Raw genomic sequence first — 20,257 nt, 5'->3', positions numbered from 1 at the left:
ATTTGTCGTTTTGGGGATTATGTACATTCAATCCTCTATTTTTGTTGGGAAGCGGCGTAAATCCAACGTCATCGGCAATTCATCATTGATCACCACCGCCGGCACCGGCAATTTACCGGGACTATGCCCCAGACGGAAAAACCGCGCCATTCGCCGGCTCTCCGCTTCGTTGGCATTCACCGGCAAGCTGTCGTAATTGCGCCCACCCGGATGGGCGACATGGTACTGGCAGCCCCCCAGCGAGCGTTGCATCCAGGTATCCAGCAAATCGAACACCAACGGCGCATGCACCGGGATTGTCGGCTGCAGACAGTTGGCCGGTTGCCAGGCGCGGTAACGCACGCCGGCAACAAACTCACCGACCCGCCCGGTGGGTTGCAGTGGTACCGGAATGCCGTTGCAAGTCAGCAGGTAGCGTTGCGGCGGCAAGCCGCTCAACTTGACCTGCAATCGCTCCAGGGACGAATCGACATAGCGCACCGTACCGCCCACAGCGCCCTCTTCCCCCAATACATGCCAGGGTTCGAGGGCCTGGCGCAGTTCCAGCTCAATACCGCTGACGGCGTAATCGCCAACCTTGGGAAAACGGAACTCCAGGTGCGCTGCAAACCATTCGGCCCGTAGCGGATAACCGGCGGCGTTCAACTCGACGATGACGTCGGCAAAATCCTGTTCGATAAAGTGCGGCAGCAGGAAACGGTCGTGCAGTTCAGTCCCCCAGCGCGCCAGCTTCGGCGGCGCATAGGGTTCACGCCAGAACCGCGCAACCAGCGCCCGTAGCAACAATTGTTGAGTCAGGCTCATCCGCGCGTGGGGCGGCATTTCAAACGCGCGCAATTCCAGCAGGCCCAGCCGGCCGGTAGCGCCGTCCGGCGAGTAGAGCTTGTCGATGCAGAATTCGGCGCGGTGGGTGTTGCCGGTGACGTCGATCAGCAGGTTGCGCAACAAACGGTCCACCAACCATGGCGGGCACTCTTCACCGGGTGCAGGCATTTGTGCGAAGGCGATTTCCAGCTCATACAGCGCATCGTTACGGGCCTCATCGACCCGTGGCGCCTGGGACGTCGGGCCGATAAACAGTCCGGAAAACAGGTAGGACAATGACGGGTGGTTATGCCAGTAGCTGATCAGGCTGCGCAGCAGGTCGGGACGACGCAGGAACGGCGAGTCCTTCGGTGTGGCGCCGCCAAGAACGAAGTGGTTACCACCGCCGGTGCCGGTGTGGCGGCCGTCGATCATGAACTTCTCGGTGGTCAAACGGGTTTGCCGGGCTTCTTCGTAGAGGAATTCAGTGCGTTCTACCAACTCGTCCCAGGTGGCGGACGGCTGCACATTAACCTCGATCACTCCCGGATCCGGGGTTACCCGAAAATTGCTCAAGCGCGGATCGCTTGGCGGTTCGTAACCTTCCAGTAGCACAGGGCAATGCAGCTCTTCGGCGGTGGCCTCGATCGCCACCACCAACTCCAGGTAATCCTCGACCCGCTCCAGCGGCGGCATGAACAGGTAGAGCCGGCCTTCCCGCGCTTCGGCGCACAGGGCGGTACGGGTCAGCCAGTCGGCGGATTCGTCGATCTTCGGGACACGGTCTTTGCTCGTGGCCGCCTCACCGTGGCTTTGCAACTGTGAGGTGGTCGGCAGCTCAGCCAAATCCTGGTTGGGATCGACGGGATGCACGAACGGATAGTCCGCCGCCGTCACCCACGGCTGCGAAGCCAGTGGCAGGCGATAACCCAGTGGCGAATCACCCGGCACCAGGCGGCAATGGTTGTCCCGCAGGTACCAGCGCCCGCTCTGCCAGCGGTCATTGGCCGCCGTACGCGCCAGCGGCAGCACCTGCCCGATGACTTTATCCAGGCCCTGGCTGAAGACTTTGCGCAGGCGTTCGCGCTCAAGGTTATCGTCCAGGCGTGGGTCTTCAGCGGTGACATTTTGCGGCAAGGCTCCTTCGCGCCACAGGTAATAGAAATTGTCTTCGTAAGCCGGGAACACAAAATGCGTAGGCAGTTTCAGGCGCTCGGCGATACTCGCCAGAAAACGCCCGGCCATCACGCCGTCGGCGCCGTAGCTTTGCTGCTCATCGGCAATCAGCGCGCTGTTGTGCCAGATCGGTATGCCGTCCCGGCGCCAATAGCAGTTGAGGGACCAGCGCGGCAGTTGCTCACCGGGGTACCACTTGCCCTGACCGAAATGCACCAGGCCTTTGGGCGCGTAATGCTTGCGCATGCGCTGGAACAGCTCGGCGGACAACCGGCGCTTGTCCGGCCCCAGGGCTGCGGTGTTCCACTCGGCGCCGTCGGGATCGTCGATGGAAACGAAGGTCGGCTCACCGCCCATGGTCAGGCGCACATCGTCCTTGAGCAGATCACCGTCAATCTGCCGCCCCAAAGCCTGGATCGCCAGCCATTGTTCTTCGGTGTAGGGCTTGGTAACCCGTGGGGCTTCCCAGATCCGCTCCACCGACATCTCGTGGGTAAATTCGCACTCGCAAGGTTCCACCAGACCACTGATGGGTGCTGCTGAAGAAGGATCAGGACTACAAGCCAACGGGATATGCCCTTCGCCGGCGAACAAGCCGGAGGTGGCATCAAGACCGATCCAACCGGCACCGGGCAAATACACCTCGCACCAGGCGTGCAAGTCGGTGAAGTCCACTTCCGTACCGGACGGACCATCGAGGGCTTTGACGTCGGCGGTCAACTGAATCAGGTAACCGGACACAAACCGTGCAGCAAGGCCCAGGTTGCGCAGCAATTGCACCAGCAACCAAGCCGAGTCGCGGCAGGAGCCGGAAGCGTTTTCCAGGGTGAACTCCGGCGTTTGCACACCGGGCTCCATGCGGATCAGGTAGCCAATGTCGGCAGCCAAGCGTTGGTTGAGCCCTACAAGGAAGTCCACGGCCGGCAACGGTGTGCGGTCGATACCGGCCAGGTAGGCTGCAAATTTCGGTGTCAGCGGCAGGGTTTCCAGGTACGGCGCCAGCTCCCGCTGTTCATCCGCGGCGTAGCTGAAAGGGATTTTCTCGGCGTAGGGCTCAAGGAAAAAGTCGAAGGGGTTGAACACCGCCATCTCGGCGACCAGGTCGACTTCGATGCGCAACTCATCGGTCTTTTCCGGAAACACCAACCTCGCCAGGTAATTGCCCTGAGGGTCTTGCTGCCAGTTGATGAAGTGCTGCTCGGGCAGAACCTTCAACGCATATGACAAAATCCGCGTGCGGCTATGGGCTGCCGGACGTAGGCGCACAATCTGCGGGCCGAGCTCGACCGAGCGGTCGTAGCGGTAGTGCGTGACATGGTGCAACGCGACATGAATCGACACGGCGGCCTCCTGCAAGCCAGAGCATGAAACAAAGCGCGCAAGACTTATGCCAGTGCGGGAGCTATTACGCTTTATCAATGGACCCGGTGCAGTACAGCACCAAAACAGCGCGACGGCGGCCCTCGTGGTGCGAGGGTTGCACATATTTGTGGCGAGAGTGCGAGGGTGGGTGGTGAATCTACCCAATGTCGACGGACTAGCGCTTTTTGTGTTTGGCTATTACAGCTTGGCGCAGCAGGCGGACCTCAAGCAATTTCTGGCGCATTTCACGGTGGCGTTTGCTGTTGAGCAATAGCAGCGCCAGCAAGGGCAAAAGCACGCTCATGCCATAAATGAATGTGTGCGGTCGATACTCAATCGTGGGCAACACCCCGAGAAAACAAAGCCCTAATAGTGCGACCAGAGGCCACACCCATTGCGGACGCCCGCGAGCGATCATGAAATTGCAGTGCACGATGACAAGAGTCAGTGCGATGCCACCTAGGAAGGAGTACTTGGCGTTGTCGGCCAGAGAAAGGTCTCGAAAATAGCTGTCGAAAAACAATGGGACAGCAAAGACCAGAGAAAATACCGACGCGAATATTGCGCCTATAAAAACGAGGAAATAGCGGGCGAGGAAGCTGTTCGTCAGAGGAAAGTCTTTCATGCCCAATTACCGGGGAGGCCTGCGGCAGGCTTTGGCGGCTTGACGCATTTGACGCAGCACCAATAGCTGACCACGCATTTCACGGTGACGCTGGCTATTGAGCAACAACAACCCCAGTAAAGGAAATAGCAGCCCCATCACATACGCTGCCATATGCGGCCGGTAGCCATAAGTAGGGAGGACCATCAGAAAACACACCAAGTAAAAAACGGCGATAGCCCACACACCCCACGCACGCCCTCGGATCATGACGAAATGGCTCAGAGCAAGGAGCAGTCCTAAAATCACAGCCGCCAGGAATGAATAACGCGCGCGGTCGGGATCACCACGAAAATAAGTGCTGGCGGCCAATGAAATAGCGGCGGAAAGGGCAAAGCAGGCGAGAAAGAAAGCACAGATGAACGTCGGAAAGTACTGAGCTAGAAAAGCTTTCAACGAGTCTTGGCGCGCCATCACTCCAGCTCCTCATACAAGCCAACGGCAAGTGTGCGTATGTTTCCCGATAAGGAACTCCCAGTAAGGCCGATAGCCGCCCCCAAAGAGTCCCGGATCTGCGTCACCGTGGCGTGATTGATCTCAGTCGCCGAGTAACGTTTGACCAGCCCGCCGGAACGCTGGCGTAGCTTCAGCAACTTATTACTCAGGCTTGGATCCTTCAGGCTTAACAACTCCTTGGTGAGCGCCTTTCGCTGCTGACGGGTCAGCCCCTTGGAAAGCTCGTACCAACTTCGGCCCGTGGCAATCTTTCTGGCCTGCAACAATCGCAGGGTGGTCAGAGCAGACGCTCCGGCCCCCAACAGTGAGGCCGCATCCAGCACCGGCATTGCGTAGCGATACCAGTCCTCGCTGTCCATGTCGTCGTTGGCCGTCGGGTCATTCAGTTCGTTGAACGTCCTCACCCCCCCAACCACACACTGCGCTGTACTCGCCGCTGCCGCCGTCGCACCGATCCCAGTCACCACTAGGCTCGCCCCAGCGGTAAAAGGCACTGCGACTGTGCCACTAAATACCACGATCCAACCCAGAATCGCACCGGCACAGGACAATGTCGTATTGACCGCCTCCCCCACCAAACGGGACTCGCGTGGGTTGTTGGTCACTTGATCGGCAAACTGCGCGGGTGTGATGTACTTCTGCGCCTCGCGCAAAATAATGCGCTTGGGCTTGATGCTGCAAATCGGCTTGAACTCACGCAGCGTCACTACATTGAAGTCCGCATCGATATACACCACGCCCGCACCAACGATGGCGGGATCGGCATCAATGGAGGCAAATAAGCGCGGCAGGTTGATTTGGCTCTCAATACGCTGGCGAGCCATGAACTGGGAACGGTTGGAGTCCATACCGATGCCGAGAAGCGGGTTGGTCACAGATGCTCTTCCTTGAAACTACATAACAATCGAGTGGGCGCCACCTTAACAAACAGCCCCTGCAGCCGCTAGAAAGCAAAACCTCAGACAGGAGTGCTACCTACCGCTTTTTGTGCTTGGTTTTGAATGCCTGTCGAAAGTGCCGGATCTCAACGAGCTTTATACGCATCTTTCGCTGAACGATGCTGTTGAGTATGAATAATCCGAGTAGCGGAAAAACCAACGCCAATCCATAAAGAATCATATGAGGGCTGCACTGAATCATTGGAAGCACAAACAGAAAGCAGACGAGGTAAATACTGACCATTACCCACACCCAAGACGGCCGGCCCCGCAAAATCATGAAGTTGCTATGGACCGTTAACAGGATCAGAAACGCCCCTGCGAGCACAATCGAAAAACCCAAACCTCCAGCAAGAGGAACGTCACGAAAATACGTCGCAAAGGAAAGCGCTGTGGCGAGGGCTAATGAAAAATAGGCAGCAAATATACCCGCGATAAAAGTAAGAAAGTAATTCCTGAAAAAACCACGAAGCGTCAAACGATCACTCATTTGCCTATTTCCTCATACAAACCCACTGCAATGGTTTTTACGTTGCCCGCATAAGCGCTCCCCACAAGCCAGGCCGTTGCACCTATGGAGTATTTAGTCTGAGTAATAGCGCTGGCCTTATCGCGGGCAAGCCCAGCTCCCACATTTGACCGGTGTCGTTTGAATCAACGCTGTCTAGTGTGGGAGCTGGCTTGCCTGCGATGGCGATTGAATGGGCGCCACCTTAACAAACAGGCTACCCACCCGCTAGAAAGCAAAACGCCAGCACGAGGCTGGCGTTTTGTGGTTCAGGCTGCGATCAACGCGGCACAACCGGCTTACGGGCTGGTTTCTTGCCTTTGCCCTTGGCCGCGTCAGTGCGCTCCTTGGCGGCCTGCTTATTACGGACCATGGCGGCGGCCTTGGCCTGTTCGCGTTTGTCCCAAGGGTTGCTGCCATCACTGCCACGCGGCGGCAAGCCGGTGTGCTGGGTGAGGATCTTGGTGGTGGTTTCCTTGGCGACCTTGTGGCTGCCGGCCGGCGTCGAGTTCTTGCGACGGGCGCTCTGGTAGCTGTCGGTGGCAGGCTGGTACAACGGAATCAGTTGCTCCTTGCCCGGCCCGATCAGGTCAGCGCGCCCCATGCGGGTCAGTGCTTCACGCAGCATCGGCCAGCCTTTCGGATCGTGGTAGCGCAGGAACGCCTTGTGCAGACGGCGCTGCTCTTCGCTCTTGACGATGGTCACCGAGTCGCTCTTGTAGGTGACCTTGCGCAGCGGGTTCTTGCCCGAGTGGTACATCGCGGTGGCGGTGGCCATCGGCGACGGGTAGAACGCCTGCACCTGGTCGGCGCGGAAGCCGTTGCCCTTGAGCCACAGGGCCAGGTTCATCATGTCTTCGTCGGTGGTGCCCGGGTGGGCGGCGATGAAGTAAGGAATCAGGTACTGCTCCTTGCCCGCTTCCTTGGTGTACTTCTCGAACATGCGCTTGAACTTGTCATAGCTGCCGATGCCCGGTTTCATCATCTGGTTGAGCGGACCTTCCTCGGTGTGCTCCGGGGCGATCTTCAGGTAGCCACCCACGTGGTGGGTCACCAACTCTTTCACGTATTCCGGCGACTCGACGGCCAGGTCGTAGCGCAGACCGGAAGCGATCAGGATCTTCTTCACACCCGGCAACGCACGGGCGCTGCGGTACAGCTGGATCAAGGCGGAGTGGTCGGTGTTCAGGTTCGGGCAGATGCCAGGGAACACGCAGGATGGCTTGCGGCACGCGGATTCGATTTCCGGGCTCTTGCAGGCGATGCGGTACATGTTCGCAGTCGGGCCGCCGAGGTCGGAGATGACACCGGTAAAGCCTGGAACCTTGTCGCGGATCTCTTCGATCTCGCGAATGATCGACTCTTCGGAACGGTTCTGGATGATCCGGCCTTCGTGCTCGGTGATCGAGCAGAAGGTGCAGCCGCCGAAGCAGCCACGCATGATGTTCACCGAGAAGCGAATCATGTCGTAGGCCGGGATCTTTTCCTTGCCGTACGCCGGGTGCGGGACACGTGCGTATGGCATGCCGAACACGTAGTCCATTTCTTCGGTAGTCATCGGAATGGGCGGTGGGTTGAACCACACGTCCACTTCACCGTGCTTCTGCACCAGGGCGCGGGCGTTACCTGGGTTGGTTTCCAGGTGCAACACGCGGTTGGCGTGGGCGTACAGGACCGAGTCGCCACGGACTTTTTCCACGGACGGCAGGCGGATCACTGTCTTGTCGCGGGTCATGCGCGGGCTGGCGAGGATCTGTACGACCTTGGCTTCTTCAGGATCTTCAACCGGGCCTTTTTCCTGCTCAATGGCGCAGGCCTGGGTGTCCTGGGTATTCACGTACGGGTTGATGATCTTGTCGATCTTGCCCGGACGGTCGATACGCGTGGAGTCCACTTCGTACCAGCCTGCCGGCGTGTCGCGGCGAATGAACGCGGTGCCGCGCACGTCGGTGATGTCTTCGATCTTGTGGCCCCACGACAGGCGCTGGGCGACTTCGACGATGGCCCGCTCGGCGTTGCCGTACAGCAGGATATCGGCGGCGGCGTCGATCAGGATCGAGTTGCGCACCCGGTCCTGCCAGTAGTCGTAGTGCGCGATGCGGCGCAGGGAAGCTTCAATGCCGCCGAGCACGATCGGTACGTGCTTGTAGGCTTCCTTGAGACGCTGGCTATAGACCAGGCTCGCACGGTCCGGGCGTTTGCCCGCCATGCCACCGGGAGTGTAGGCGTCGTCGGAACGGATTTTCTTGTCGGCGGTGTAGCGGTTGATCATTGAGTCCATGTTGCCGGCCGCGACGCCGAAAAACAGGTTCGGCTCGCCGAGCTTCATGAAGTCGTCTTTGGACTGCCAGTTGGGCTGGGCAATGATCCCGACGCGAAAGCCCTGGGACTCCAGCAGCCGGCCAATGATTGCCATGCCAAACGAGGGATGGTCGACGTAGGCATCACCGGTAACGATGATGATGTCGCATGAATCCCAGCCAAGCTGATCCATCTCCTCCCTGCTCATCGGCAGGAATGGCGCAGGACCGAAGCATTCGGCCCAGTACTTGGGATAGTCAAATAACGGCTTGGCTGTTTGCATGACGATGACCGGTGTTGAGATGAAAAATCGCGGGCGCGGAATATAGCACAAAATTTGACCAATTCCGACGGCGGCGGTCGGGTTTTACCCAAACCCTTCCCTGCCCCCCATGCATAAGCTGTTTGGCTGCCGGCAAGGGGTTATGTAGTTAGCTTTTGGCCAACCATTGCGAGGATAGCCTGTCGTGGATCGACAACCCTCCTTCATGGAAACCAACAGTGAACGAGCCAACGCGCCCTACCTCATCGCCCCACCCCCACGAAGCCTTCATCAAGTCGCGCCTGCCTACCTGGATGACCCAAGCGTCACCGGGAATGCGCGAAGCCCTGCGCAAAAGCCTGATCAACAACAATCAATCCAGGCACCACCTCAAGGGGATTCTTGACCAATTGAAAAGCCCCGACGTGTTTGCCCGGCCGTTGCTGCAACAGGTGCTCAGCATCAAGTTTCACGGACTGCTGGATGCCGAGCAGTCCGTGCTGGTGCGCGAATGGAAAAAACACCATCTGCTGGGGCAAGTCAGAATTCACGCCAAAACCACCGAACACTCGTTGCTGGAGGCCGCCCTACTGAACTTCGAGGCGTCTGAAACCGAGGAAGACGGGATGGAAACCGGCTCAGGCCTGTACACGAACACCAAGGCTGGCCGTATATCGAGCCCGATCACACCACTCATGTTTGCCGCCTTTTGCCGCAGCCTTGACCTTGGCAGCCACTATCTTCGGCACATCAACAGTATTTTGGATCCCGTCACCACGTCCGACACCACCCGCAGCGCAGGTCAGGTACGCAGGCTGTTCGCCGAACACGAACAGAACAGGTTTGACGTGGCGCTGCACGTCGCGCACCTCAGGGGCGATTTTGAAAACAGGTTGTATCAACAACTGCTCACGCTGCAGCGCGACGGCAATCACCCCGACATGCTGTGCAACCACCTGACCATCAACGGCGTGGTGTTACCCAGCGTCCTGGTGATCCGGGATCGAAATTTCGACAGGAACCAGATCCTTTACACCCCTGACGATCCCATCGCACCGTTTCGTCGCCACTCATCCATGGACGACCTTGCTGGCCGCCTTGCCGAGCGCCTGGAAGACGCGCAATACCTGAAGTTCTTCAACCGCCTGACCCCTCTGCAGCATCAGGGCAGCCTGTTTACGGTGAAGCCTGCCTGGGTTGACTCCCGCCCCCTCGGCTCACCGCCCAGGATTATCCCGACCAGCCTGGAAGAGCCCGTCACCCGGACCCCGATCCAGGGCGATCTGTTCCAGGCCATCACTCAAAGAAGGATCGAGCAGATCAAAAGTGATGCCAAGGTCCTGGCTGTGCCTACCGCCGACACTGACGCGATCAGCCGACAGAAACGCCTGCAACGTTATGCCGACCTTGGCAAATCATTCCTGTTCTTTGCCGCCTCATTCATTCCCATTGTCGGCGAGGTGCTGCTGGTGGTCAGTGCCGGCGAGATCATCCACTCAATCTATAACGGCTTTGCCGCGTGGAGTCGGGGCGATACCGATCTCGCCCTGAACGAGCTAATGGATGCGGTGGACAGCGCCGCCGAGGCTGCCGTCAGCGCCGGCGTCATGAAGAGCACCCACTTCACCGCCAAACTTTTGAAAGTCAATGTACGCAACCAGGGCTGGCGCCTATGGAAAGCCGACCTGCTGCCCTACCGTCGCCTCACGGAGTTACCCGGCGGTTTGCCAGCCGATGCCCAAGGCCTGCATCTTCACGAAGAGCAACACTATGTGAAGCTCGACGATCACGTTTACGCCGTGCAGCGCGACGCCTTGAATGGCCAGTGGCAGCTGCAACATCCCAGCGACCCTCAGGCCTACACGCCAACACTGTTAAGCAACGGTGTCGGCGGTTGGCGCCAGGAGCATGAGTCACCGAAGGACTGGGACGACCTCAAGCTGATCAAGCGCCTGGGGCCCGACGCCTCGAACATTTCCCAGGAACACATCGAGCCCATCCTGCTCCTGAGCGGTGTGGACGCTGCAAGCCTGCGCCAGGGGCATCAGAGCGTCGTACGGCCCGCACCTTTGCTGCGTGACACGGTCAAGCGCTTCAACCTGGCGCAGGAAATCAATAACTTCGACGCGAACTACGCCGAAGGCAAGCGCATCACGGCGCTTTCACCCCTCATTCAGTTTCACTTGGTCAGCTCGCTGCCCCAATGGCCAAAAAATCGGGCACTCATGGTTGTCGACGGCCAAGGGCGTAGACTGATCAGCCATCCGCCTGAAAGCAGCACAAGCAAGGTCATCAAGGTGCCCGAATGGCGCTTGCGTAAAGGGGACCTGCTGCACTGCCTGGAGGACGCCATGACTGCTAAGGAGTTCGGCGCACTTTTACCGGCCAGACCCACCTTTCACTTCTCGAAAATTGAAAACCTGGCCATGCGCTTGAGCCAGGAAGCACAGCAACACAAGGAGCGCGTTTTTTCCTGGCTGACCGGACTCAGTGAACAGGCCACCACTCCCCTGGAGCAGGAGCTGCGACGGCTCGCCCCCGAATTGTCAAAAAGCCACCTGGAAGAAATGACCGCAGTACTCAGCCCATTGGCAGAACAACGTCTTCTACTGGAAAAAAGCCTGACAGAGCTACAACAATGGGAAGCGAACCGCTACACCAGCCAGGCCCAAGCCAGCCGTGCGGGTGCAGGCATTCATATGGACGCAGCCGGTAACGCCGAAAGCGCAGCCTTGATATTCCAAACCCTTGAACGCCTCCCGGGCTGGCCTTCCAACCTGCGCCTTGAGGTGCACGACAAGAGCGTCGACGGGCCTTTGCTGCTCAGCTGCGGAGCCGACAGCGGCACGCGTCGCCTGCTGATCCGGCAAGGCACACGCTTCAGTGCCTGCGATGCCGAAGGCAATACGGTGTTTGAGCCCACCGACCTGCCCACGGCAGTCGAACACGCGCTCTCCACGACCGAACTCCATGCGCTGCTCACCCCCTTGGCAGCCCCGACACTGAAGCTGGCAATAAGCAAAACCAGCCTGCGACTGCTGGCCAATAACGTGCTGGCCGTTACGGGCCACCGCTTCCGGCGAGGCATTACCGAGCGGTCCCGGGCTCACGCTAGACCCTCTCTTCGCCGAACCGGCACCTATCCAGGGCCTGACGCAACGGGCGGACGGCATCTACCTCGCAGAGCCTCTTCCTGATGGGAGCTACCCGTATTACGTGATGGACAACGGCTTGTACTACCACGTCAAATCCGACGCCCTGGGATGGCAACTGATCGACGCCCGCAGCCGCTTCAGGGCATACCGGCCCTACATTCGCAAAAAAACCGGCGGCGGTTGGGAGATCGACGAACTCAGAGGCGCCCTGCTCGGCGGAATGCCGCCGCCTCCGATAACACCGCGCATGAGCACTGAGTCCAGCTCCGAGACATTTGAATCAGCCGAGTCCACACGCTCTTCCGACGATTACCTATCAGCAGATGACGACAACCTGGCAGTGCCTTACACGGCGCAGGAACTGAGGCATATGCGATCCGACGGCAGCTATCAGCACAGCCGAAACTACCTAGGGATCTATGATCGAGCCAACAATGGCCGATACCCGCTGCGCGACGTGGACGGGCAACCCATGCGCATCAGATTCATACAGAGCGTCGGCAAGTCCATGACATCCGACAGAACGCTCAGCAAAAATCGGGTCCTGCCTTACATTCAGTGGGAAGGCTATGAAAAGGCCGCACGACTCTACGACGAAAAGCTGGAGGTGCAGCCCTTTACCAGCGCCCATCAAAAGTACCCGCAGGAAGTAAGCCTGATCGGGCAAGCCATGGTGGTGGCCAGGCGTCGGCTGAAAAAGGATGAAGTACTGGGTGTCTATGGCGGAGAATTGGTGCCTGCCAGCACGGCCGCCTATCGGCAGGATCCTTATCTGGCGGGCATTTTTACGCCGAACCAGCCCAGCTCCAGTACCTCAGGACACGACCCATCAACCTTGATCAAACGGGACGTGCTGCTGTCAGGTGACAACGTACTCTCGCGAATCAACACCGTTTTCGAATACGAGGGCCAGCAGCCGGTTCGGCAAGCCCGCACTGGGTATAACGTGGAGGCGGTGCAATTTGACGTTGATACGCGCAAAGACAATGAGCCGGCTGAGCGGCTGCGGCTGACTACCTTGGTTGCCAGTGAAGACATTCCAGCGGGGACCGAACTGCGCTGGAACTACGGCTATGACACCGCGGCGATCAGGCATCTGTTCAATGCCGCCGGAGCGCCATGATCAGGCACACGTAATACGGCTTACTCGTCGTCGAAGTTATAGCTGCCCGGAGCAAGGTTCTCGAAACGAGTGTATTTACCGATAAACGCCAAGCGCGTGGTGCCGATTGGACCGTTACGCTGTTTACCAATAATGATTTCCGCGATGCCCTTATGCTCGGTCTCCGGGTGATACACCTCGTCCCGGTAAACGAACATGATCACGTCAGCATCCTGCTCGATCGCTCCGGATTCCCGCAAGTCGGAGTTGATAGGGCGTTTGTTCGGACGTTGCTCCAGGGAACGGTTGAGCTGCGACAGCGCAACCACCGGACAGTTGAATTCCTTGGCCAGGGCTTTCAACGAGCGGGAGATCTCGGAAATCTCGTTGGTCCGACTGTCACCACTGGAACCGGGGATCTGCATCAGTTGCAAGTAGTCGATCATGATCAGGCCAATTTCACCGTGCTCGCGCACCAGACGACGGGTGCGCGCGCGCATTTCCGAGGGGCTGATACCGGCGGTGTCATCAATGAACAGCTTGCGGTCGTTGAGCAGGTTGACGGCAGAGGTCAGGCGCGGCCAGTCGTCGTCTTCCAGGCGGCCCGCCCGGACCTTGGTCTGGTCGATGCGGCCCAGCGACGAGAGCATACGCATGATCAACGATTCACCTGGCATCTCCAGGGAGTAAACCAGTACGGCCTTCTCGCTGCGTAGCACCGCATTCTCCACCAGGTTCATGGCAAAGGTGGTCTTACCCATGGACGGACGGCCGGCGACGATGATCAAGTCGGACGGCTGCAAGCCGCTGGTCATGCCATCGAGGTCGGTGTAACCGGTGGACAGGCCAGTGATGGCGTTGTCGGTGTTGAACAAGGTATCGATCCGGTCGATGGCCTTGGTCAACAGGTCATTGACACTCACCGGGCCACCGGTTTTTGGCCGCGCTTCGGCGATCTGGAAGATCTGCCGTTCAGCTTCGTCGAGGATCTCTTCAGCCGTGCGCCCTTCCGGGTTGAAGGCACTGTCGGCGATTTCCGTGGCGATACCGATCAGTTGCCGCAAGGTCGCCCGTGCGCGGACGATCTGCGCATAGGCCTTGATGTTGGCTACCGATGGGGTGTTTTTCGCCAGTTCGCCCAGGTAACCGAGACCACCCACTTGCGAAGTCTGACCTTCCTTGTCCAATTGCTCGGCAAGGGTCACGACGTCGATGGGGGAGTTCAGATCGGCCAGTTTGGCGATGGCACGGAAGATCAGGCGGTGGTCATGGCGATAGAAGTCACCGTCCGAGACTTGATCCAGCACACGTTCCCAGGCGTTGTTGTCCAGCATCAGACCACCGAGCACGGCCTGTTCGGCCTCGATGGAATGCGGCGGCACCTTCAGGGCAGCGGTTTGCAGATCGTATTGCTCAGGAGCGGAGATATCGTTCATGGCCACTTGGAATAGTTGGAAAATCTGGGATTACAGAAAAACAAAAGGCACGACCTGTAAACAGGATCGTGCCCGATGTTAACCGCCTGACACGCGAGGTGCCAGTCAGTTAATGCAGCTTAAGCAGCTACCACAACAACGCGTACGGTTGCTTCGACTTCAGCGTGCAGGTGCACAGCTACATCGAATTCGCCAACGTTGCGGATGGTGCCGTTCGGCAGACGAACTTCGCTCTTCTGCACTTCAACGCCGGAGGCGGTCAGTGCATCAGCGATGTCGTGGGTGCCGATCGAACCGAACAGCTTGCCTTCGTCACCGGCGGTGGCAGTGATAGTCACTTCCAGCTCAGCCAGTTGGGCAGCGCGAGTTTCGGCCGAAGCTTTTTTGTCTGCTGCTGCTTTTTCCAGCTCAGCACGACGCTCTTCAAACGCAGCCAGGTTGGCAGCGGTTGCAGCGGTGGCTTTGCCGTATGGCAGCAGGTAGTTACGACCGTAACCGGCCTTAACGTTCACTTTGTCGCCCAGGTTGCCCAGGTTGGCGACTTTTTCCAGAAGGATCAGTTGCATGTGAAAATCCTCTAACTTTTAACCTTCACCGTTCGCATTGTCAGCGTCTTTCGACGCCAAACGTCCGCGAAAATCAATCAGGCCGTCGACAATGGCCAAAACCACGAGTAACGGATAGATCAGTTGCATAAACAGCAACAGCGTCACGTACATCCCCACTAGCCAAAACTTGGCCAGGCGCTTACGCGCCACCAGCCCGTGCATCAGGGCTAGTCCGGCAAACACCAGCGGTACACTGCACAACGGCGTCAACATGGCCATTTGTGGACCGAAATTCGGCCCTACAAGCATGAGCGCCAGCAGCAACATCGCTGGTCCTGCGGGGATTCTGATACTGCGAAACTCGCGACCAAAACCACCCGGGTTATACAACAACGCCTGCCAGTAGCGCCCAAGAATCAGGCTCAGCACACTGACGATCTGCAACAGTGCCGCTATCAGGCCGGTAAGTACCGGTGCAATCAGTGCTACAAGGCGCGCTCGCTCCTCTACCGACAACTTCTGGTAGAGATCCCCGAGGGCCAGCGGCAGGATTTTTACCAACTCCTGCGCCAGCGCCTCGATTTGCGGGCGGAAAGCCGCGCCTAACACCACTGCGTACACCACTCCCAATGCCACGCTGACCAGCAGCGTACGGTTCCAGGACTCACTTGCGCGTAAAACCAACGCAAGGCTCGAAGACCCCAGCAGTACCAGAAGTACCCGTGGATCGTCGAATTGCAGCCACCAGATCAAGGCCGGCAACAACCCCAGGGCAAGGACACCAAGGGCGTCCTTCAAACCGCGCCGCAGCAGCACAAGGCAACCTGCGGCAGCACCCAACCAATACAACAACGGCAATGCTGCACATCCAGCCACTACCAGAGTGGCCTGCACACGACCGCGCATGATGAACTCAGCTAAGGCGCGCATGCATTCAATCCCTTACTACTTGTCGACTGCCCGGTCTCAGCGGCCGTGGCTGTCGGTGTAGGCCAGCAGGGCCAGGAAGCGGGCGCGCTTGATAGCGGTGGCCAGCTGACGCTGATAACGAGCTTTGGTACCGGTGATGCGGCTTGGAACGATTTTGCCGGTCTCGGATACGTAGGCTTTCAGAGTGTTGAGATCTTTGTAATCGATCTCCTTCACGTCTTCAGCGGTGAAGCGGCAGAATTTACGACGACGGAAGAAACGTGCCATTTGATAGGCTCCTTAAAAGGTCCGTGGATTACTCGTCAGCGTTATCGCTGTTGTCGCTGTCATCACTATCAGCGCTTTCAGCGCCTTCGTGCTCAGGACGGTCGCGACGCTCACGGCGCTCACTGCGGTTTTCTTCAGCCTTGAGCATCTCGGATTGGCCGGTAACGGCTTCTTCGCGACGGATGACCAGGTTACGGATCACTGCATCGTTGTAGCGGAAGTTGTCTTCCAGCTCGGCCAGGGCCTTGCCAGTGCACTCAACGTTCAGCATCACGTAGTGAGCCTTGTGAACATTGTTGATTGCGTAGGCCAGTTGACGACGGCCCCAATCTTCCAGACGGTGGATTTTGCCGCCGTCTTCTTCGATCAGCTTGGTGTAACGCTCAACCATGCCGCCGACTTGCTCGCTTTGATCCGGGTGGACCAAAAAGATGATTTCGTAATGACGCATGAATGCTCCTTACGGGTTGTAGCCTGCCGCTCAAAAACGGTCAGACAAGGAGTGAATGACACTTATGGATCTTGCCGAAGGGAGGCACATGCGTGCCCGCCAGGAAGGCAAGGGGCGCAATTGTAGAGAAGGGGGAGGATAGGCGCAAGGCAATTGGTGATTATTTGAACAACCTCAACTACACCAAAAACCAATGTGTGAGCGGGCTTGTGTGGGAGCCGGGCTTGCCCGCGATGCAAGCAACTCGGTTTTTCAGTCAAACCGAGGTGCTGCTATCGCAGGCAAGCCAGCTCCCACAGGATATTGCGTCGCCCTTAAGCCTTACTTCTTGGCTTTAGCCTTGGCGCCACGCTGACGCAGGGCTTCAAACAGGCAAACGCCGGTCGCCACGGACACATTGAGACTGCTGACGCTACCGGCCATTGGCAGTTTCACCAGGTAATCACAATGCTCGCGCGTCAGACGACGCATGCCCTTGCCCTCAGCACCCATGATCAGGATGGTCGGGCCGGTGAGGTCCTGGTCATAAATGCTGACCTCAGCCTCCCCCGCCGTACCCACAACCCACAGGCCGCGCTGCTGGAGTTTCTCCAGGGTGCGCGCCAGGTTGGTCACGGCCACCAGCGGAATCACTTCCGCAGCACCGCAGGCGACTTTACGCACCACAGGCGTCAAGGTCGCCGATTTGTCTTTAGGCACAATCACCGCCAGCGCACCAGCAGCATCCGCCGAACGCAGACAGGCACCCAGGTTATGCGGATCGGTCACCCCATCCAGCACCAGCAACAGCGGAGCACCCTCGGTACGGTCGAGCAGCTCGTCGAGCATCGCTTCGCCCCAGACCTGGCTCGGACTCACATCCGCCACTACACCCTGGTGAACGCCTTCAACCCAAGCGTCCATTTCCCGGCGCTCGGCTTGACCTATCGCCACGCGGTTTTCGTTGGCCAGCTCGACCAGCGCCTGTACGCGCGGCTCACTACGACCCTCCGCCAACCACACCTGCTTGACGCGTTTGGGGTGGTGACGCAGCAATGCTTCTACGGCGTGCACGCCGTAGATTTTTTCCAGACTCATGGTTTGGCCTTAGGTTTGCGCGACCCACCACTTTTCGCGGGGGTCGAACCCGCTTTGGGCGGGCCTTTACGGTGTTTACTTGGCTTGCTCGACGGCTTTTCCGCCCCGTGGGACTTTCCCCCAGACGCCGCTTTACCACCGCTTTTCGCTTCGCTGAGCAATTGTTGCTTCAACTCGCGGCTCTTGCGCAACTCGGCGTTTTTCGCTGCTGCGTCGCTTGGACGATAGGCTTCGGGGGCCTTGTCCTTGGCAGACGAACGACGACCAGACTTGGCTGGCACAGGCTCGGCGACCGCTGCTTTCGCAGGGGCCCCTTTGCCTTTGGCAGCCGGCGCTGCTGTTTCGCTGCCACGTTTTTTACGGCCAGTCGGTTCGGCAGGCTTGTCAGGCATACCGAAGTCGATCTTGCGCTCGTCGAGGTCGACACGCATGACCTGGACTTCCACGGTATCGCCCAAACGGAAGCTGCGACCAGTGCGCTCGCCTGCCAGGCGGTGATGCACAGGGTCGAAGTGGTAGTAGTCACCCGGCAAGGCGGTGACGTGCACCAAGCCCTCGACGTAGATGTCGGTCAGTTCCACAAACAGACCAAAACCGGTCACGGCCGTGATCACGCCCGGGAACGACTCGCCCACACGATCTTTCATGAACTCGCATTTGAGCCAGTTCACCACGTCACGAGTGGCTTCGTCGGCACGACGTTCGCTCATGGAGCACTGCTCGCCCAACTGCTCCAGGGCCGCTTCGTCGTACGGATAGATCCGCGCCTTCGGAATGGTCATGGCACCGGCGCGCTGGACGTGCGGGGTGTTCTGCTTGGAGTGGATCACGCTGCGGATCGCGCGGTGCGTGAGCAAGTCCGGGTAACGGCGAATCGGCGAGGTGAAGTGGGTGTACGCCTCGTAATTCAGACCAAAGTGGCCCTGGTTATCAGCGCTGTACACCGCCTGACTCAGGGAACGCAGCATCACGGTCTGAATCACGTGGTAATCCGGACGGTCCTTGATACTGGCCAGCAGCGCCTGGTAGTCCTTCGGCGTCGGGCCGTCCTTGCCTTTATGCAGGGACAGGCCGAGTTCACCGAGGAACGCGCGCAGCTTCTCCAGACGCTCCGGTGGTGGGCCGTCGTGCACCCGGTACAACGCAGGAATCTCGTGCTTTTTCAGGAATTCCGCAGTGGCCACGTTGGCCGCCAGCATACATTCCTCGATCAGCTTGTGTGCATCGTTACGCGTGGTCGGGGTGATTGCGGCGATCTTGCGCTCGGAGCCGAAGACAATTCGGGTTTCCTGAGTTTCAAAATCGATCGCGCCACGAACATGGCGCGCACCCAGCAATACCTTGTACAACGCATACAACTGCTTCAGATGCGGTACGACATGGCCGTACTCACCACGCAGCGCTTTGGCTTCGCTGGTTTTCGGCTGCTCCAGGATGGTGCTGACCTTGTTGTAGGTCAGACGCGCCTGGGAGTGGATCACCGCTTCGTAGAACTGGTAGTCGGTCATTTCGCCGGTTTTCGAGATAGTCATCTCGCACACCATGGCCAAACGGTCGACTTTCGGGTTCAAGGAGCACAGTCCGTTGGATAGCTGCTCAGGCAGCATCGGGATCACGCGCTCAGGGAAGTACACCGAGTTACCGCGCACCTGGGCTTCGTTGTCCAGAGCCGAACCGATCTTCACGTAGCTGGAAACGTCGGCAATCGCGACGAACAACTTCCAGCCGCCGGAGAACAGGCGCAGCTTGCCGGGCTTGGCTTCGCAATAGACCGCATCGTCGAAGTCGCGGGCATCTTCGCCGTCAATGGTGACGAACGGCAGATGGCGCAGGTCGATGCGCTTCTCTTTGTCTTTTTCTTCAACTTCCGGCTTGAGCTTGGCGGCTTCTTTGAGCACAGCCTCAGGCCAGACGTGAGGGATATCGTAGGTGCGCAGCGCAACATCGATTTCCATGCCCGGCGCCATGTAGTTGCCGACCACTTCGACGATATCGCCCTGTGGCTGGAAGCGCGCAGTTGGCCAGTGGGTGATTTTCACCTCGACGAACTGGCCCACCTTGGCGGCGCCATTGCGGCCTGGGGTGATCAGCACTTCCTGCTGGACCTTCGGGTTATCCGGCACGACAAAGCCGATGCCGCCTTCTTCGAAGTAACGGCCAACGATGGACTCGTGGGCACGGGACACCACTTCGACGATCACGCCTTCGCGACGACCGCGACGGTCCAGGCCGGACACACGGGCCAGCGCACGGTCGCCATCGAACACCAGGCGCATTTGCGCCGGGCTCATGAACAGATCGTCACTGCCGTCATCCGGGATCAGGAAGCCAAAACCATCACGGTGGCCACTGATGCGGCCCAGGATCAGGTCAAGCTTGTCCACCGGAGCATAAGTGCCGCGGCGGGTGTAGATCAATTGAGCGTCGCGCTCCATGGCGCGCAGGCGGCGACGCAGGGCTTCGAGTTGGTCCTCTGTGGTCAGACCAAACTCTTCGACCAGCTGCTCGCGGCTAGCAGGCGAACCCCGATCGGCGAGATGCGCCAGGATCAGTTCGCGGCTAGGAATAGGGTTTTCATATTTTTCCGCTTCACGAGCGGCCTCGGGATCGAGGGACTGCCAATCGGCCATTAGAGAGTTTTCACCTTGTCTATATGCGGGTTAGTTTGGCATACGCGTATTGAAACGGGAAATTTCAGGTATCAACAAGCCCGTAAAAGCACTTTGCAGCCCTCGGAACGCACCTTGCGCGACCGCCTGCGAAATTTTCCAGGCTTTTTTGATGACGGGGGTTTACAGTCAAAAGTGCGCTGCGTATAGT

15 protein-coding genes are annotated in these 20,257 nt (G+C 58.7%); 2 read left to right on the top strand and 13 right to left on the bottom strand.

Annotated elements, in window-relative coordinates; translation table 11 throughout:
- Nucleotides 1–27 precede the first annotated feature (27 nt).
- The 6 genes from HKK55_RS28475 to HKK55_RS28450 all read right to left on the bottom strand — a co-directional run bounded on the left by HKK55_RS28475 (nt 28) and on the right by HKK55_RS28450 (nt 8,492).
- Entirely contained in the window at nt 28–3,321 is a 3,294-nt protein-coding gene (locus HKK55_RS28475) for a DUF2126 domain-containing protein (RefSeq protein ID WP_169357623.1), read from the bottom strand.
- Nucleotides 3,322–3,517: 196 nt separating this feature from the next.
- Nucleotides 3,518–3,967 (bottom strand): hypothetical protein, encoded by a 450-nt coding sequence (locus HKK55_RS28470; RefSeq protein WP_169357622.1) that lies wholly within the window; start codon nt 3,965–3,967, stop codon nt 3,518–3,520.
- Between the two features lie 6 nt (nt 3,968–3,973).
- Nucleotides 3,974–4,420, bottom strand: a complete 447-nt coding sequence (locus HKK55_RS28465) for a hypothetical protein (RefSeq protein ID WP_169357621.1) — start codon at nt 4,418–4,420, stop codon at nt 3,974–3,976.
- Nucleotides 4,420–5,337 (bottom strand): NAD synthetase, encoded by a 918-nt coding sequence (locus tag HKK55_RS28460; RefSeq protein WP_169357620.1) that lies wholly within the window; start codon nt 5,335–5,337, stop codon nt 4,420–4,422. Before HKK55_RS28460 ends, HKK55_RS28465 begins: the two co-directional genes overlap by 1 nt.
- Before the next feature lie 100 nt (nt 5,338–5,437).
- Nucleotides 5,438–5,890, bottom strand: a complete 453-nt coding sequence (locus HKK55_RS28455; RefSeq protein WP_169357619.1) for a hypothetical protein — start codon at nt 5,888–5,890, stop codon at nt 5,438–5,440.
- Between the two features lie 298 nt (nt 5,891–6,188).
- Nucleotides 6,189–8,492 carry a YgiQ family radical SAM protein gene (locus HKK55_RS28450; protein ID WP_169357618.1) on the bottom strand — a complete coding sequence of 768 codons (2,304 nt, stop codon included), beginning with the start codon at nt 8,490–8,492 and terminating at the stop codon, nt 6,189–6,191.
- 218 nt (nt 8,493–8,710) lie between these two features.
- Between HKK55_RS28450 and HKK55_RS28445 the strand changes: the two genes are divergently transcribed.
- Together HKK55_RS28445 and HKK55_RS29385 are read left to right on the top strand one after the other, a co-directional pair.
- Complete coding sequence (locus HKK55_RS28445; protein WP_237151302.1) at nt 8,711–11,668, top strand: DUF6543 domain-containing protein; 2,958 nt, start codon at nt 8,711–8,713, stop codon at nt 11,666–11,668.
- A 34-nt stretch (nt 11,669–11,702) separates the two neighbouring features.
- On the top strand, nt 11,703–12,749 hold the full coding sequence (locus HKK55_RS29385) for a hypothetical protein (protein ID WP_237151301.1): 1,047 nt from the start codon (nt 11,703–11,705) through the stop codon (nt 12,747–12,749).
- Nucleotides 12,750–12,769: 20 nt separating this feature from the next.
- Here HKK55_RS29385 and dnaB read toward each other — a convergent pair whose 3' ends face one another.
- The 7 genes from dnaB to rnr all read right to left on the bottom strand — a co-directional run bounded on the left by dnaB (nt 12,770) and on the right by rnr (nt 20,067).
- Nucleotides 12,770–14,164 (bottom strand): replicative DNA helicase, encoded by a 1,395-nt coding sequence (gene dnaB, locus HKK55_RS28440; RefSeq protein WP_154742427.1) that lies wholly within the window; start codon nt 14,162–14,164, stop codon nt 12,770–12,772.
- Nucleotides 14,165–14,283: 119 nt separating this feature from the next.
- A complete protein-coding gene (rplI, locus tag HKK55_RS28435) occupies nt 14,284–14,730 on the bottom strand; it encodes a 50S ribosomal protein L9 (RefSeq protein ID WP_003171376.1) in 447 nt (148 codons plus the stop codon).
- 18 nt (nt 14,731–14,748) lie between these two features.
- Nucleotides 14,749–15,642, bottom strand: a complete 894-nt coding sequence (locus HKK55_RS28430) for a hypothetical protein (RefSeq protein ID WP_169357617.1) — start codon at nt 15,640–15,642, stop codon at nt 14,749–14,751.
- A 36-nt stretch (nt 15,643–15,678) separates the two neighbouring features.
- Nucleotides 15,679–15,909, bottom strand: a complete 231-nt coding sequence (rpsR, locus tag HKK55_RS28425) for a 30S ribosomal protein S18 (RefSeq protein ID WP_002551829.1) — start codon at nt 15,907–15,909, stop codon at nt 15,679–15,681.
- A gap of 28 nt (nt 15,910–15,937) precedes the next feature.
- Nucleotides 15,938–16,360 carry a 30S ribosomal protein S6 gene (rpsF, locus tag HKK55_RS28420; protein ID WP_003217491.1) on the bottom strand — a complete coding sequence of 141 codons (423 nt, stop codon included), beginning with the start codon at nt 16,358–16,360 and terminating at the stop codon, nt 15,938–15,940.
- A 321-nt stretch (nt 16,361–16,681) separates the two neighbouring features.
- The gene (rlmB, locus tag HKK55_RS28415; protein ID WP_155582783.1) at nt 16,682–17,437 is read right to left on the bottom strand and encodes a 23S rRNA (guanosine(2251)-2'-O)-methyltransferase RlmB; all 756 of its coding nucleotides are present in this window, start codon (nt 17,435–17,437) and stop codon (nt 16,682–16,684) included.
- Nucleotides 17,434–20,067 (bottom strand): ribonuclease R, encoded by a 2,634-nt coding sequence (gene rnr / locus HKK55_RS28410; protein ID WP_169357616.1) that lies wholly within the window; start codon nt 20,065–20,067, stop codon nt 17,434–17,436. The genes rlmB and rnr overlap by 4 nt, the downstream gene beginning before the upstream one ends.
- Nucleotides 20,068–20,257 lie beyond the last annotated feature (190 nt).

It is taken from the genome of Pseudomonas sp. ADAK18, from assembly GCF_012935695.1.
Lineage (GTDB): Bacteria > Pseudomonadota > Gammaproteobacteria > Pseudomonadales > Pseudomonadaceae > Aquipseudomonas.
The sequence above is the reverse complement of the archived record's forward strand: the minus strand, read 5'-3'. Positions and strand labels throughout refer to the sequence as shown.

Coding starts and splice junctions, on each gene's coding strand:
- HKK55_RS28455 (WP_169357619.1), bottom strand. CDS start 5,890: ATGAGTGATCGTTTGACGCTTCGTGGTTTTTTCAGGAATTACTTTCTT.
- HKK55_RS28430 (WP_169357617.1), bottom strand. CDS start 15,642: ATGCGCGCCTTAGCTGAGTTCATCATGCGCGGTCGTGTGCAGGCCACT.
- HKK55_RS28465 (WP_169357621.1), bottom strand. CDS start 4,420: ATGGCGCGCCAAGACTCGTTGAAAGCTTTTCTAGCTCAGTACTTTCCG.
- HKK55_RS28470 (WP_169357622.1), bottom strand. CDS start 3,967: ATGAAAGACTTTCCTCTGACGAACAGCTTCCTCGCCCGCTATTTCCTC.
- rnr (WP_169357616.1), bottom strand. CDS start 20,067: ATGGCCGATTGGCAGTCCCTCGATCCCGAGGCCGCTCGTGAAGCGGAA.
- rpsF (WP_003217491.1), bottom strand. CDS start 16,360: ATGCGTCATTACGAAATCATCTTTTTGGTCCACCCGGATCAAAGCGAG.
- rlmB (WP_155582783.1), bottom strand. CDS start 17,437: ATGAGTCTGGAAAAAATCTACGGCGTGCACGCCGTAGAAGCATTGCTG.
- rpsR (WP_002551829.1), bottom strand. CDS start 15,909: ATGGCACGTTTCTTCCGTCGTCGTAAATTCTGCCGCTTCACCGCTGAA.
- HKK55_RS28450 (WP_169357618.1), bottom strand. CDS start 8,492: ATGCAAACAGCCAAGCCGTTATTTGACTATCCCAAGTACTGGGCCGAA.
- dnaB (WP_154742427.1), bottom strand. CDS start 14,164: ATGAACGATATCTCCGCTCCTGAGCAATACGATCTGCAAACCGCTGCC.
- rplI (WP_003171376.1), bottom strand. CDS start 14,730: ATGCAACTGATCCTTCTGGAAAAAGTCGCCAACCTGGGCAACCTGGGC.